This window comes from Microbacterium saperdae (assembly GCF_006716345.1).
GTDB lineage: Bacteria > Actinomycetota > Actinomycetes > Actinomycetales > Microbacteriaceae > Microbacterium > Microbacterium saperdae.
Window position 1 is genome coordinate 2724251 of sequence record NZ_VFOX01000001.1, and the last position, 14194, is coordinate 2738444.

The 14194-nt window shown below is 71.1% G+C and carries 13 protein-coding genes and 1 pseudogene; 6 read left to right on the forward strand and 8 right to left on the reverse strand.

What is annotated here, in order from left to right; all coding sequences use genetic code 11:
• Positions 1–3 precede the first annotated feature (3 nt).
• From FB560_RS12935 to dhaK, 5 genes and pseudogenes are all read right to left on the reverse strand, one after another.
• On the reverse strand, positions 4–219 hold the full coding sequence (locus FB560_RS12935; RefSeq protein WP_141872742.1) for a hypothetical protein: 216 nt from the start codon (positions 217–219) through the stop codon (positions 4–6).
• Between the two features lie 42 nt (positions 220–261).
• The gene (ptsP, locus tag FB560_RS12940; protein ID WP_407662569.1) at positions 262–1932 is read right to left on the reverse strand and encodes a phosphoenolpyruvate--protein phosphotransferase; all 1671 of its coding nucleotides are present in this window, start codon (positions 1930–1932) and stop codon (positions 262–264) included.
• A 99-nt stretch (positions 1933–2031) separates the two neighbouring features.
• A pseudogene (locus FB560_RS21200) lies at positions 2032–2727 on the reverse strand (HPr family phosphocarrier protein); the annotation flags it as partial.
• Positions 2727–3371: a dihydroxyacetone kinase subunit DhaL gene (dhaL, locus tag FB560_RS12945; protein ID WP_141872744.1), complete on the reverse strand. Its 645-nt coding sequence runs from the start codon at positions 3369–3371 to the stop codon at positions 2727–2729. The gene dhaL and the pseudogene FB560_RS21200, both read right to left, overlap by 1 nt.
• A gap of 53 nt (positions 3372–3424) precedes the next feature.
• Positions 3425–4417 carry a dihydroxyacetone kinase subunit DhaK gene (gene dhaK, locus FB560_RS12950; protein WP_141872745.1) on the reverse strand — a complete coding sequence of 331 codons (993 nt, stop codon included), beginning with the start codon at positions 4415–4417 and terminating at the stop codon, positions 3425–3427.
• A 148-nt stretch (positions 4418–4565) separates the two neighbouring features.
• On the opposite strand from dhaK, the gene FB560_RS12955 reads away from it, so the two are divergent.
• Positions 4566–5333: an IclR family transcriptional regulator gene (locus FB560_RS12955; RefSeq protein WP_141872746.1), complete on the forward strand. Its 768-nt coding sequence runs from the start codon at positions 4566–4568 to the stop codon at positions 5331–5333.
• 72 nt (positions 5334–5405) lie between these two features.
• Here FB560_RS12955 and FB560_RS12960 read toward each other — a convergent pair whose 3' ends face one another.
• The 3 genes from FB560_RS12960 to FB560_RS12970 form a co-directional block, all read right to left on the reverse strand.
• The gene (locus FB560_RS12960) at positions 5406–6938 is read right to left on the reverse strand and encodes a GMC family oxidoreductase (RefSeq protein ID WP_141872747.1); all 1533 of its coding nucleotides are present in this window, start codon (positions 6936–6938) and stop codon (positions 5406–5408) included.
• 126 nt (positions 6939–7064) lie between these two features.
• Complete coding sequence (locus FB560_RS12965) at positions 7065–8066, reverse strand: AraC-like ligand-binding domain-containing protein (RefSeq protein WP_170198120.1); 1002 nt, start codon at positions 8064–8066, stop codon at positions 7065–7067.
• Between the two features lie 82 nt (positions 8067–8148).
• Entirely contained in the window at positions 8149–8760 is a 612-nt protein-coding gene (locus FB560_RS12970) for a TetR/AcrR family transcriptional regulator (RefSeq protein WP_141872749.1), read from the reverse strand.
• Between the two features lie 122 nt (positions 8761–8882).
• Here FB560_RS12970 and FB560_RS12975 point away from each other — a divergent pair, with 122 nt between their 5' ends.
• Genes FB560_RS12975 through paaI form a run of 5 tightly spaced genes read left to right on the forward strand, consistent with a single transcriptional unit; the run spans position 8883 to position 14166 of the window.
• Positions 8883–10073: a thiolase family protein gene (locus tag FB560_RS12975; RefSeq protein ID WP_141872750.1), complete on the forward strand. Its 1191-nt coding sequence runs from the start codon at positions 8883–8885 to the stop codon at positions 10071–10073.
• Positions 10066–10827, forward strand: coding sequence for an enoyl-CoA hydratase/isomerase family protein (locus FB560_RS12980; RefSeq protein WP_141872751.1), 762 nt, complete (start codon positions 10066–10068; stop codon positions 10825–10827). The genes FB560_RS12975 and FB560_RS12980 overlap by 8 nt, the downstream gene beginning before the upstream one ends.
• Positions 10824–11681, forward strand: a complete 858-nt coding sequence (locus FB560_RS12985; protein WP_141872752.1) for a 3-hydroxyacyl-CoA dehydrogenase family protein — start codon at positions 10824–10826, stop codon at positions 11679–11681. Before FB560_RS12980 ends, FB560_RS12985 begins: the two co-directional genes overlap by 4 nt.
• Positions 11678–13771 carry a phenylacetic acid degradation bifunctional protein PaaZ gene (paaZ, locus tag FB560_RS12990; protein ID WP_141872753.1) on the forward strand — a complete coding sequence of 698 codons (2094 nt, stop codon included), beginning with the start codon at positions 11678–11680 and terminating at the stop codon, positions 13769–13771. Before FB560_RS12985 ends, paaZ begins: the two co-directional genes overlap by 4 nt.
• 2 nt (positions 13772–13773) lie before the next feature.
• On the forward strand, positions 13774–14166 hold the full coding sequence (gene paaI / locus FB560_RS12995) for a hydroxyphenylacetyl-CoA thioesterase PaaI (RefSeq protein WP_211349990.1): 393 nt from the start codon (positions 13774–13776) through the stop codon (positions 14164–14166).
• The last annotated feature ends 28 nt before the right edge of the window (positions 14167–14194 follow it).

Here is a 14194-nt window from a genome sequence, read left to right on the forward strand (position 1 = left end):
GACTCATCCGAAGTCGAGGGTCGGCCGTACTGTCGCGTCCTCGATGGTGATCCCGACGATGACGGCGTCCGCCTCGGCGACGTCGCGGTCGGTGCGGAACCGGAACAGGCGTCCGTCGCGAGTGGCGGTCTCGTAGGAGTAGTCGCCGGAAGAGGCGATCAGAGCGCGATCCGGACTGCCGAGATCTGAACGATACGGATCGCATGCGCCGCGGAGCATATATCGCCGGCCCTGGGTGCCTCCCAGAGCGATACGAAGGGTTCAGGCGCGGCCGCGACCGGGGAGCACCGCCGAGGCCGCGGCCCGTGCCTCCGCCGCCGTTCCCGTGGCGAGCACCGCGTGCGCCGCCCGTCGACAATCGTCCTCGGTGACTTCCGCGACCGCTGCGGCCACGCGTCCCAGCGAGCGCGGCGTCATCGACAGCGACGTGACGCCGAGCCCGATCAGCACCGGCGCGAGAGCGGGGTCTCCCCCGGCCTCGCCGCAGACGCCGACCGCCTTCCCTGCCGCGCGTCCGGCTTCCCCCACCATGCCGATCAGGCGCAGCACGGCGGGCTGCCAGGGATCGTTCAGATCGCCGAGCTCACTGAGCAGCCGATCCGCGGCGAGCGTGTACTGCGCCAGGTCGTTGGTGCCCAGGCTGACGAAGTCGACGATCTCGAAGAGCTCGGCGGCCAGCAGCGCGGCGGAGGGCGTCTCGATCATGATGCCGACACGGGAGAGCCCGGCCGCCCGCGCACGATCGGCGAAGTCTCTCGCCTCCTCGACGGTCGCGACCATGGGCGCCATCACCTCGACCTGTGCGGATTCCGCCTCGGTCGCCTGCGCGAGCGCGCGCAGCTGATCGTCGAGCAGCGCAGGGGTGCGTCGCGCGATGCGCAGACCTCGCACACCGAGCGCGGGGTTGCCCTCGTGATCCGCGTTGGCGAACGGGAGGGGCTTGTCGCTGCCGGCGTCGAGCGTGCGAACGACGACCTTGCGACCGGGGAACGCCGCGAGCACGCCGCGGTAGGCCGCGACCTGCTCCTCGACGGAGGGCGCATCGACGCGGTCGAGGAAGCAGAACTCGGTGCGGAACAGTCCGACGCCGTCAGCGTGCGCCGCCGCTGCGTTCACGGCATCCGCCGCCCCGCCGACGTTCGCGAGCAAAGCGAGAGGGCGTCCATCGCCGAGCGCGCCCTCGCCGTCGAACGGCACGACGGTCGCGGCGGCGATCGCCGCCGCGATGCTCGACTCCGCCGGATCGACCTCGGCCGTGCCGTGCTCACCGTCCACCAGCAGCACGGCCTCGTCGGGGATCGCCGTCGCGCCGGCGACGCCGACGATCGCCGGCAACCCGAGCGAGCGGGCGATGATCGCGGTGTGGGAGGTCGGGCCACCCTGTTCCGTGACGAGGGCGACGCACTGCCCGCCCTCCAGCGCCGCGGTGTCGGCGGGAGCGAGGTCGACCGCCACCAGCACGAACGGCTCGTCGCTCTCCGGCACGCCCGGCATGTCGACCTCGAGGATCTCGGCGATGATCCGGTCTCGCACATCCCGGATGTCGGCGACGCGCTCGGCCATCCGTCCGCCCAACGCGGCGAGGCTCTTCTCGTGCGCGCCCGCGGTCTCCCAGACCGCTCGAGCGGCACTCCGGCCCTTCGCCCGCACCAGTGCGGTCGCCTCCGAGACCAGCTCGGGGTCCGAGGCCAGCAGGCGCGAAGCATCGAGAATGGCTCGCGCCTCGCCCGTCGCCTGCGCCGTGCGGGATCTCAACTGATCGGCCACGGCCACGGCGGCCCATTCGATCGCCGAGGCCTCGGTCTCGCGCTCCTCCACCGGGACGGTGACACCGGCATCGGGTTCCGGTAACGCGGGGGCGAGATGCCGTACCGGCGCGGCGACGCTCCCTGGGCTCACACCCCGCCCGCGGAGCACGGTTCCCGAAGCGATCGTCACCGTCTCGCTCGACGGCGCCGTGACCGGTGCGACAGGCACGACGGGGGCCGCCGCGACAGAGGTCCCCTCACCGAATCCGTCGTCGAACAGGGCCGCAAGTCTGTCGAGTGCCGCGTCTGCACCGGCACCGTGGGCCGAGAGCTCGAGTTCGTCACCCTGCCGCGCACCGAGCACGAGCAGCCGCGACAGGCTCGCCGCTGAGGCCTCCGGGCCATCGGGGAGCCGTCGCAGGCGGACGTCGGCGCCGGCCGATGCCTCCGCGATCAGGGCTGCGGGCCGGGCGTGGATCCCGAGCGGATTGCGTACCTGCACCTGCCGCGTGCGCGCGTCTCCTGCGGCGGTCGGGACGTCAGCGGCAGGAGCAGCCGCATCTTCCCCGAGCTGCCCCGTCTTGGCCCCCAGCGCTGCTGACGCCTCGGCTGCGACCGCGTCGAGCGAACCGCCGGCAGCGGCCGACACCACGGCAGCCAGCAGCCCCTCCACGAACGGCGCCGGCGCGAGTCGCACGGGGACATCGCTCATGCGCAGCTCCAGCGCGAGCTCGGCACTGAGCACCGCGGAGCCCAGATCCATCAGCACCAGCACGCCGTCGCAGTCCGTGGCGAGCTCATCGATGGCCGCGGCGACCGCGACGGCATCCGTGCCGAGAATGGGCGCGCCGTCCGCGTCCGTCCCCGCCCCGGCGGCGACCTGCACGCGCACGCCGCCTCCGTGGACCATCTGCAGGGCAAGCTCGAGAGCCGCCTCACCCAGCCGTGCGCTGTGGGAGACGGCGACGATGCCGATCATCAGGAGCTGCCGGAGATCGCTGCGGCGAGTGTGTCGAACAGGATCGCGGTCGAGGCCGCCCCCGGGTCGATGTGGCCCGCGCTCCGCTCACCCAGGTAACTGGCGCGGCCCTTGCGAGCGACGAGCGGGAGGGTCGCCTCGCGTCCGGCCGCGGCGGCGTCGGCCGCACGGCGCGAAGCGGATGCGAGGTCCGCTCCCCCGGCGATCGCCGCATCGAAGGCGTCGACCGCGGGAGACATCGCGTCGAACATCGTCTTGTCGCCAGCCTCGGCCTTGCCGCGCGCGACGATGCCCTCGAGCCCTGCCCGCAGCGCGGCGGCGAGACCGGCCGCATCGAGCTCGGTCACCGCGCCCGCCGTCATGCCCATCCGCAGGAAGAGCGTGCCGTACAGCGGACCGCTGGCACCACCCACCGAGCTGACCAGCGTCATCCCCACGCCCTTGAGCAGTTCGTCGACCGTGGCGGGCGCTCCGGCATCCAGCTTCTCGACGACGGCGGTCATGCCGCGCGCCATGTTGGAGCCGTGGTCCGCGTCGCCGATCGCCGAGTCGAGCTCGGTGAGCCACTCGCGCTTCTCGACGACCGCATCACGGAAGCGCGTGATCCAGTCGAGCAACGTGGTGGTTCCGATGGTGTCAGTCATGCAGCTTCTGTCCTTCTGTCGATTCGGAGCGGGGTCGGGTCGGAGCTCGTCGGTCAGGCGCCCCAGCGCAGTCCAGGGGTGTTCACGGGTGCATCCCACAGCCGCAGCAGCTCGTCATCCGCCTTCAGCACCGTGACCGAGCATCCGGCCATGTCGAGCGAGGTGATGTAGTTGCCGACCAGGTTGCGCACGATCTGCACGCCGGCCTTCTCGAGGAGTGCCGCGACCTCGCCGTACATGAGGTACAGCTCGATCTGGGGAGTCGCGCCCATGCCGTTGACCATCACGATCGCGGGTCCCGTGAAGTCCAGGTCGCCCAGGATCGGCTCGACCAGCTGACGCGCGATCTCGGATGCCGGCGCGAGCGGTTCGCGGTGACGTCCCGGTTCGCCGTGGATGCCGATGCCGATCTCCATCTGGTCCTCAGGAAGGTCGAACGTGGGCTTTCCCGCGGCGGGTACCGTGCAGCTCGTGAGCGCCATGCCCATCGACCGCCCCTGTCCGTTGATCCGCTGCGCGAGCGCGACGACGGAGGCGAGGTCCTGCCCCTCCTCCGCGGCCGCGCCGACGAGCTTCTCGAGCAGCACCGTGAGACCGACGCCGCGGCGACCGGCCGTGTAGAGCGAGTCCTGCACGGCGACGTCGTCGTCGACCACGACCGTGCCGACCTCGATGCCCTCCATCTGGGCGAGCTCGGCGGCCATCTCGAAGTTGAGCACGTCACCGGTGTAGTTCTTCACGATGTGCAGCACGCCGGCCCCCCGGTCGACGGCCTTGGTGGCGGCCTGCACGCGGTCGGGCGTGGGTGAGGTGAACACCTCACCGGCGACGGCGGCGTCCAGCATGCCGGGGCCGACGAAGCCGCCGTGCAGCGGCTCGTGGCCGGACCCTCCGCCGGAGACCACGGCGACCTTGCCCTGCGCCTTGGGCACGGCGCGGGTGATCACGTGGGTCTCGAGATCCACCGAGAGTTCGGGATGGGCGAGTGCGGTGCCTTTCAGCGACTCGACCAGCACGTCTTCCGGGGCGTTGATGAGTTTCTTCATCGTGCGATCTCCTTTGATCTCTTTCGCGAAAATCGGAAAGCAATTCGTTAATGTCGAATATGCTCGGAGCCAGTCGGCTTGTCAAGATCTATCCGGAAGCCCGACGCAGACGCCGGCTCGATGAGGAACCGGAAGAGAGGACGGCCGCGTGATCCAGGCCATCGACCGCGCCGCGAAGGTGCTCGAACTGCTGCAGGGCGCCCGCCACCTCGGCATCACCGACCTCGCCGCCGCACTGAGCCTTCCCCCGTCGACCGTGCACGGGATCGTGAAGTCGCTCCGCGCGCACGGGCTCGTCGCCAAGGAGCGCGGCGGGCAGCGCTACATGCTCGGACCCACGCTGCTGCGACTCAGCAACGTCTACCTGGACACCCTCGATGTGCGCGCCAGGGCGATGCGCTGGACGCAGGAGCTCGCGCGACGCACCAGTCTGCCGGTGCGGCTCGGGGCACCGCATTTCCACGAGGTGCTCGTGATCCATCACGATCTGCGCCCCGACGACAGTCAGCAGATGCTCGAGACCGGCGTCGCGATCCCCGCGCACGCCTCGGCGATGGGCAAGGTGCTGCTCGCCTACGACCAGGGCTTCCAGCGCAGCGTGTTCGAGCAGCCGCTGCGCAGCCTCACCGGTGACACCATCACGGATGTCGCACGACTGACCCTCGAGCTGCCCGCCATCGCCGAACGCGGCAGCGCGAGCGAGATGGACGAGGCCGTGCTGGGCGAGTCCTCGGTCGCCGCGCCGGTCGCCGACGCCTCGAACGACATCGTCGCCGCGGTCGCCGTGGTCATGCCGACATCGCAGGCACCGGCATCCGACGCCGTGCTCAACGCCCTGCGCGAGACGGCCCGCAACATCTCCCGCGAGCTCGGGGCGACGTCATGGCCGCCACGGATGGCGCCCGCCGAGGACTGAATCGTCCCCGACGGGCGGGTCACTTCTCGCGTCCGCAGGCCCGCTCAGAAGCGCGGGCCCGCGACAACCGGATCAGACCACGGCGAGCAGGAAGTCCGCCGCGCGCTCGCCGATCATGATCGACGGCGCATTCGTGTTGGCGCTCGGCACGAACGGCATCACCGACGCGTCGGCGACACGGAGCCCTCGCACCTCGCGCACCCGCAGCTGCGGGTCGACGACGGCCTTCTCATCCACACCCATCCGACACGTACCGACCTGGTGGTGATAGGTGCCGACCGTGCGCCGCGCGAAGTCGCGCAGCTCCTCACGCGTCGTCACCTCGGGCCCGGGTGCGAACTCGGCTTTGCGGAACGGCGCGAATGCCTCCTGCGCGCCGACTCCGCGCACCAGCTCGATCGCGTCGACCATGGCTTCGAGGTCGCGCTCGTCGGCGAACACGTTCGGATCGGTCAGCGGCGGCACCGCGGCGTCGGACGAGGCGAGACGGATCGTGCCGCGGGAGTACGGTCGCACGATCCCGGCGGCGATCGTGTACCCCTGCGCCGGAGCGGCGCCGCCGTCCGTCGGGTACGGCACGTGGATGAACAGCGGCTGCAGGTCGGGCACCGCACCCTCGGCCTGTGAGGAGCGCGCATAGAGCTGGCTCTCCAGCAGGTTCCAGCGTCCGGCCGGCACCGGATCGTGCGACTCGTACAGCACGCTCACCAGCAGGTGGTCGTGCAGGTTCTCCCCCACTCCGGGCAGATCGGCGACGACCGCGATGCCGTGCTCATCGAGATGGGCGCGCGGCCCGATCCCCGAGCGCAGCAGGACTGCCGGGGAGCCGATCGCCCCCGCGCTCAGCACGATCTCGGCCTGTGCCCGCGCGATGTGCACGACGCCGTCGACCGAGTACTCGACGCCGACGGCCGCACCGTCCTCGACCAGGACGCGATGCACGAGGGCGCCGGTGGTGACGGCGAGCGCGGGGTTGTCGAGAATCGGTGCCACGAACGCCTGCCAGGCGGACGCCCGTTTGCCGTCCTTCGTGGTGGTGTGATTGAAACCGGCGCCGTCGAGGGTGTCGCGATTGAAGTCGTCGGTGGCGGGGATACCGCTCGCGATCGCGGCCTCCACGAACGCCGCCGCGACGGGGTTGCGGTGGTCCTCGGGGATGCGCTCCACGTGCAGCGGCCCGCCGGCACCGTGATGCTCGTCGGCGCCGTCGGCATGATCCTCGGACTTGCGGAAGTACGGCTGCACCTCGTCCCACGACCAGCCCTCGGCACCGGCCTCGACCCAGCCGTCGTAGTCGGTGCGGTCACCGCGCATGTAGATCATGCCGTTGAGCGAGCTCGACCCGCCCAGCGTCTTGCCGCGCGGCCAGTACAGCGCCCGCCCGCCCAGGTGCTGCTGCGGAGTGGTCATCACCGCCCAGTCGTCGTCGGACATCAGCAGCGCTGGCCACCCCTGCGGCGAGTGGATGTTCGGGTCGGCATCCGGCGCTCCCGCCTCGATCACGTGGACCGTGCGGCCCGCGTCCACCAGCCGGCGCGCGATCGCACTGCCGGCCGAACCTGCACCGACGATCACGTAGTCGGCGACCTCTGTGAGCTCAGTCATCTCGTTCCTCCTCGAACGGCAGGCCTCGGATTCGCCCGCTGACGAGGCCAGCATCGCGCGCGGGATCGCCGTCAGCACCCGTCCGGCGCGCACGGCGATGTGCCGCACGTGCACGGATGCCGTCGGTCAGTGCTCCGGGACGGCGTGGGCGCGGAACTCGCTGGGCGAGACGCCGAACTGCTGGCGGAACGCGCGGGCGAAGGACGCGGCGTCGGTGAACCCCCAGCGCGCTCCGATCGCCGAGATCTGCTGCTCGTTCTGGGCGACGTTGCCGAGGTCCCTCCGTGCGGCATCGAGACGACGCTCGCGGATCCACCCGCTGACGGTGTCGCGGTTCTCCTCGAACAGCTTCTGCAGGTAGCGCACCGAGACGTGATGGGCGGAGGCGATCCCCGAGACACTGAGCTCGGCATCTCCGAGGTGGTCCGCGATGTACAGCTCGACCCGCGCCAGCAGTGAGCGTCGCCGCGCCTCCTCGCCGACGCCGCCCTCGCTGTCGAGACGCTCTCCCAGCGCGGCAGCGACCAGGTCGAACACGGCATCCGAGAGCGGCAGCCGGTTCTGCAGGGTGCCGTCGCCCAGCGCTCCGTCGAACGCGCGGAGCAGCGCAGACGCGATCGCGCCGGAGCCGCTCTGCCCGGAGAACCGGGAGGCGGTCAGCCCGCGGAGCCTGCCGCGATCGATGCGCAGTGCCTCGATCGGGAACATCACGACGAGCATGCGGAAAGACGAATCGAAGTCGAGCGAGTACGGGCGCGTGGTGTCGTACAGCGCGAAGTCCCCGGGAGCGAGCACCGCATCACGCCCGTCCTGGATGATCGTGCTGTGCCCCCGCAGCTGCACGCCGAGCTTGATGTGCCCCGGGTCGTCGCGGGCGATCTCCGAGCGGGTCCTGCTCACGCGCACGGCGGACCCTGCGACGCTGCTGACCGACATCGGTCCGAGGGTCTGGGCGATCAGTCGGCCGTCGAACACGGCCCTGGCCTCGGGATCGGCCGACCAGGCGCGCAGCGGCACGAAGCTGCGGTTGACGGCATCCGTCCACATCTCGAACCGCTCGCTCGAGGCCACGGCCGCAGTGTCGATGACGACGCGATCGGCCAGGGCTGAACTCGTCCGGTCGTGCATGCGTCCTCCTCGCCTCATCGCGTGACGGACAGCATACGCCCCGCTCATGGGGGTCAGGACGCCGGCGACGCGCCCGATGCGGTCACCGCGACTGCAGCCCGTCGAGCGTGACGCGCAGGATGTCCTCGCCGAGTTCCGCCGGGTCCACGGCTCCTCCGGGGCGGTACCACTCGACGACCGAGTTGATCATTCCGAACAGCAGCCGGGTGGCGACCGAGGCCGAGATGTCGTCGCGGATCAGCCCCTCGCGTTGCGCCTCTCGCACGATCGCGGTCACCCGCTGATCGAACACACGGCGTCGGGCCAGCGCGGCCAGCTCGACCTCGCTGTTGCCGCGCACCCGCAGCAGCAGCGTGACCGAGGGGAGCTTCGCGGTCAGGACCCGCACCGCTCCACGCACGATCGACCGGAGCCGTTCGGATGCCTCGGTGTGCGCCGCCTCCGCCTCGTCGACCACGGCCTCCAACGCGTCGAGCGCGTCATCGAGCGCGAGTGCGAGGATCGCCGATTTGGACTCGAAGTGGTGATACAGCGCGGACTTGGTCAGCCCGAGCTTCGCGGCCAGATCGGCGATCGAGGTCGCGTCATAGCCCTGCTCGTTGAACACCGTCACGGCGACCGTCAGCACCTGATCGCGGTCGTACCCCGGCCGCCCGCGTCGAGCGGGCGTGGGCGGGTCGTCGTGTGCAGCCATGCCCCCAGTCTGGCATCGGGCGCGCGCGCCGCGCCGGGTTGCCAAGCGCGGCGCGATCTGCGATCATTCCTGAACGATCGGTCTGCAAAGACCCGCCGATGTGGGCGGACGAGAGGATGACGATGTCCGAGGCTTACCTCGTCGCCGGCACACGCACCCCGGTGGGGCGTTACGGCGGCGCACTGGCCGGTGTCCGGCCGGACGATCTCGCCGCTCTCGTGGTGGCCGACGCCGTCGCCAGAGCGGGCATCCCCGGCGCCGCCGTGGACGAGGTGATCCTCGGTGCTGCCAATCAGGCCGGAGAGGACAACCGCAACGTCGCCCGCATGGCTGTGCTGCTCGCCGGCCTCCCCGACTCCGTGCCCGGCCTCACCGTCAACCGCCTCTGCGCCTCCGGGATGTCGGCGATCGCGCTGGCCGCCAACGCCGTGCGCGCGGGCGACGCCGATCTGCTCGTCGCCGGCGGTGTCGAGTCGATGACCAGGGCGCCCTGGGTGCAGGCGAAGCCCGAGCGCGCCTGGGCCAAACCCGGCGCCGCGTTCGACACCTCCATCGGCTGGCGCTTCGTGAATCCACGTATGGCGGCCCGCGACAAGGCCACCTTCTCGATGCCGGAGACGGCCGAGGAGGTCGCACGCCTGGATGGGATCACCCGCGAGGATGCCGACGCCTTCGCACTGCAGAGCCACCGACGGGCGCTCGCGGCGATCGATGCCGGACGTTTCACGGAGGAGATCGTGGCGGTGGAGACCCCGCGCGGCCGGGTCGACACCGACGAGGGACCGCGGCGCGAGACCTCGCTCGAGGCGCTCGCCGGCCTGCGTCCCGTCGTCGCCGGCGGGCAGGTGGTGACCGCAGGCAACTCCAGTTCGCTCAACGACGGCGCCTCGGCGGTCGTCGTCGCCAGCGCGGAGGCCGTCGAGCGGCACGGGCTGCGGCCCCTCGCCCGGATCGTCTCGGCAGCGACCGCCGCCCTCGCCCCCGAGATCATGGGACTGGGTCCCGTACCCGCCTCCGAGAAGGCGCTCGCCAAGAGCGGCCTGACGATCGGCGACATCGGCGCCGTCGAGCTCAACGAGGCGTTCGCCTCGCAGTCGCTGGCCAGCATCCGTCGCCTGGGGCTCGACCCTGCGATCGTGAATGCCGACGGCGGGGCGATCGCGCTCGGGCATCCGCTCGGCTCCAGCGGATCACGCCTGATCGTCACACTGCTCGGACGCCTGGCCAGGGAGAACGCCCGCTACGGCCTCGCCACCATGTGCGTCGGCGTCGGTCAGGGCACGGCCATGATCGTGGAGCGGCTCGATGTCTGATGCGCGGAGGACCGAGGAGCAGTCGGTGCGGATCGAGGAGCATCACGACCGCGTGATCGCGACGCTCGACCGCCCCGCGGTCCGCAATGCGATCGACCAGGCGATGGTCGACGACCTGCACGCGCTGTGCGAACGTCTCGAGACGTCGCCGCGCATCCTGATCCTCACCGGAGCGGGAGGCGTGTTCGCTTCGGGTGCCGACATCGGACAGCTGCGGGATCGCACCGCGGCCGATGCGATCACGAGCATCAACGCGACCGTGTTCCACCGCATCCGCCGGCTGCCGATGCCGGTGATCGCCGCGGTGGACGGCTACGCCCTCGGTGGAGGCGCGGAGCTCGCCTATGCCGCCGACATCCGCATCGGCACCGATCGCGTGCGCTTCGGCAATCCGGAGACCGGGCTGGGCATCATCGCCGCGGCCGGCGCGACCTGGCGTCTGCCCGAGATCGTCGGCCATGCCCGCGCCAGCGAGCTGCTGCTCACCGGTCGGATGCTCGACGCCGAGGAGGCGCTGCACTGGGGACTGATCTCCTCCGTGCACTCCCCCGATGACCTGCTCGCCGCCGCGCACACGCTGGCCGACCGCATCGCGGCGAACGGATCCCGCGCCACGGAACTCACCAAGCGTCTGCTGCTGACGCCGCCCGATCAGCATCTCGGGCTCGTGGGCGACGTGCAGGCGGAGCTGTTCGACAGCGCGGAGAAGCACGAGCGGATGACCGCGTTCCTGGAGAGGAAGAAGAACCGATGAGCCTTCCACAGAACGTCGGAGTGCTGGGCGGAGGGCGGATGGGCGCCGGGATCGCCCACGCGTTCCTGCTCGCCGGCGTCCAGGTGCATGTCGTGGAGCGCGATGAGGAGTCGGCGGATGCCGCCCGCCAGCGCATCGAGACGAGTCTGGGTCGGTCGGTCGCGCGCGGCGGTGACACTCTCCCGCTCGACGAGCTCACCTCCGCGCTCACGGTCGGGACCTCGGTCGGCGACTTCGCCCAGGCGGGCCTGGTCATCGAGGCCGTACCCGAGGATCGGACTCTCAAAGCGGAGGCGCTGTCGCGCATCGAGGCGGTGGTCGCGGGTGACGCGGTGCTCGCCACGAACACCTCCTCGATCTCGATCACCGATCTCGCGGGCGGCCTCACCTTCCCCGAGCGCTTCCTCGGCATGCACTTCTTCAACCCGGTGCCCTCGTCGACGCTGATCGAGGTCGTGATCGGTGCACGGACCCTGTCCTCCCTCGTCGACACGCTGCGCGGCTGGGTGGCCGAGCTCGGCAAGACCGCGGTCGTCGTGCGCGACTCCCCCGGCTTCGCCTCCAGCCGCCTCGGCGTGATGCTCGCACTCGAGGCCATCCGGATGCTGGAGGAGGGCGTGGCCTCGGCCGCCGACATCGACGCCGCCATGGAGCTCGGATATCGGCATCCCACCGGACCGTTGCGCACGACCGACATCGTCGGGCTCGACGTACGCCTCGGCATCGCGGAGGAGCTGGAGCGCGCGTTCGGCGATCGCTTCGCCCCGCCCGCACTGCTGCGGCGGATGGTGGACGACGGACAGCTGGGCCGCAAGAGCGGCCGAGGATTCTACGACTGGAGTGACGAGAGATGACTGCTGCGATCCTGCCCAGCTATGTCGGCGACGCCTGGTGGGCGCCCGCGACCGACCCCGATGCCGCCGTCGTGCGTGATGCGTCGACCGGCGAGGCCGTCGCCGCCGTCAGCACCCGCGGTCTCGACGTCGAGGCCGTGCTCCAGCACGCCCGCACCGCCGGGCAGCAGAGCCTCGGCGCCCTGACGTTCCACCAGCGCGCCGTGCTGCTCAAGCAGTTCGCGATCGAGCTCACGGCGCACAAGGAGGAGCTGTACGAGCTGTCGGCGCGCTCGGGCTCGACCCGGCGCGATTCGCTCAACGACATCGACGGCGGCATCGGCGTGCTGTTCACATACTCCTCCAAGGGCCGGCGCGAGATGCCGAACTCCCAGGTGTACCTCGACGGCGCGATCGAGCCGCTGTCGAAGGACGGCTCATTCCTCGGCCGCCACATCTATACGCGCCTGCCCGGCGCCGCGGTGCAGATCAACGCCTTCAACTTCCCGATGTGGGGAGCGCTGGAGAAGTTCGCCCCCGCCTTCCTCGCCGGTGTGCCGTCGATCGTGAAGCCCGCGACCCCCACCGCGTACGTGGCGGAGGCCTGGGTGCGCATCCTCGTCGACTCCGGGCTGCTCCCCGCCGGTTCTCTGCAGCTGATCAGCGGCGGCGTGCAGGATCTGCTGGGCAGGGTCGGCCTCGGCGACACCGTCGGCTTCACCGGCAGCGCGACGACCGCAGCCCGGCTGCGCGCGCAGGTCGACCCCGCCGTGCGGTTCACGAGCGAGACCGACTCGATCAACGCGTCCGTGCTCGCGCCGGATGCCGTCGCGGGCACGCCCGAGTTCGACGCCTATGTGCGCCAGCTCATGGTCGAGCTCACGACCAAGGCCGGACAGAAGTGCACCGCGATCCGCCGGGCGATCGTGCCGGCGGGGTCGCGCGACGAGCTGGTCGCCGCACTGCAGGCGAGCATCACCGCGCGCGTCGTGATCGGCGACCCGCGCGCCGAGGGCGTCACGCTCGGACCGCTGGTCTCCGTGGCACAGCGCGATGAGGTGCTGCACCAGGTCGGTGTGCTGCAGGATGCCGGCGGCACGCTGCTGATCGGCTCGACCGAGCGCCCGGAGGTCACGCGGGCCGATGGCACCGTGGGCGCCGCAGACGACGGTGCCTTCCTCTCTCCGATCGTGATCGGCTTCGACGGCGCCGCCCCCGCTGCGGCGCATGAGGTGGAGGCCTTCGGTCCCGTCACGAGCGTGCTCACGTACTCCTCGCTCGCCGAAGCGGCGGAGTTGGTCGGACGCGGCGGAGGGTCGCTCGTGACCAGCGTCGCGACGCACGATCCCCAGACGGCCGCCGAGCTGATCACCCGTATCGGCGCGTTCAACGGCCGCGTGCTGTTCCTCGACCGCGACGATGCCCGCAGCTCGACGGGCCATGGAGCCCCGGTGCCGCACCTGGTGCACGGAGGCCCCGGCCGCGCGGGCGGCGGAGAGGAGCTGGGCGGCATCCGGGCGGTACTGCACTACATGCAGCGCACCGCGGTGCAGGGCTCCCCACGCATGCTGACCGCGATCACCGGGGTGTGGCACGCGGGTGCCGACGCCGACGCCACGGGCATGCATCCGTTCCGCAAGTCGCTGGCCGAGCTGCGCATCGGCGACCGCGTGGACTCCGCAGAGCGGGAAGTCACCCTCGCCGACATCGAGACCTTCGCGCACTTCACGGGTGACACCTTCTACGCCCACATGGACGAGGCTGCCGCGGCTGCCAACCCGTTCTTCCCCGGCCGGGTCGCGCACGGCTACCTCCTGGTGTCCTGGGCGGCAGGACTCTTCGTGGATCCGGCGCCCGGCCCCGTGCTCGCCAATTCCGGGCTCGAGAACCTGCGCTTCATCACACCGGTGTCGCCGGGAGACCGCATCCGGGTGGCGCTGACGGCGAAGCAGATCACTCCGCGCGAGACCGACGAGTACGGCGAGGTGCGGTGGGATGCCGTGATCCGCAACGAGCGCGATGAGGTGGTGGCCGAATACGACGTGCTGACCCTCGTCGCCAAGGAGCTCGCGCCCGCGGATGCCTCATCGACGACCGGGGCGGCCGCGTGACCATGCGTCCGATGATGCAGCGCGACCGCGCCTCGGCGTTGCTCGGCATGACCGTCGAGAAGGACGAGCCGGGCGAAGCCGTGGTGTCGATGCAGGTACGCGATGACATGCTCAACGGCCACGCGATCACGCACGGCGGCTTCGTGTTCACTCTCGCCGACACGGCCTTCGCGATCGCCTGCAACGAAGACGAGCGGGTCACGGTCGCCGCAGGCGCCGACATCGTGTTCGTGAAGTCGACGACCGCCGGACAGCGCCTGACCGCGCACGCCCGCCGCCGCACTGTCGTCGGCCGCGCGGGGGTCTACGACATCACGGTCACGGACGACACGGGCGACGTGGTCGCCGAGGTGCGGGGCCGCTCGCTCACGACGGGGCGCCGCCCCGCGGAGTGATCCCGGTGCGGATCGCGCGGATGCAGCG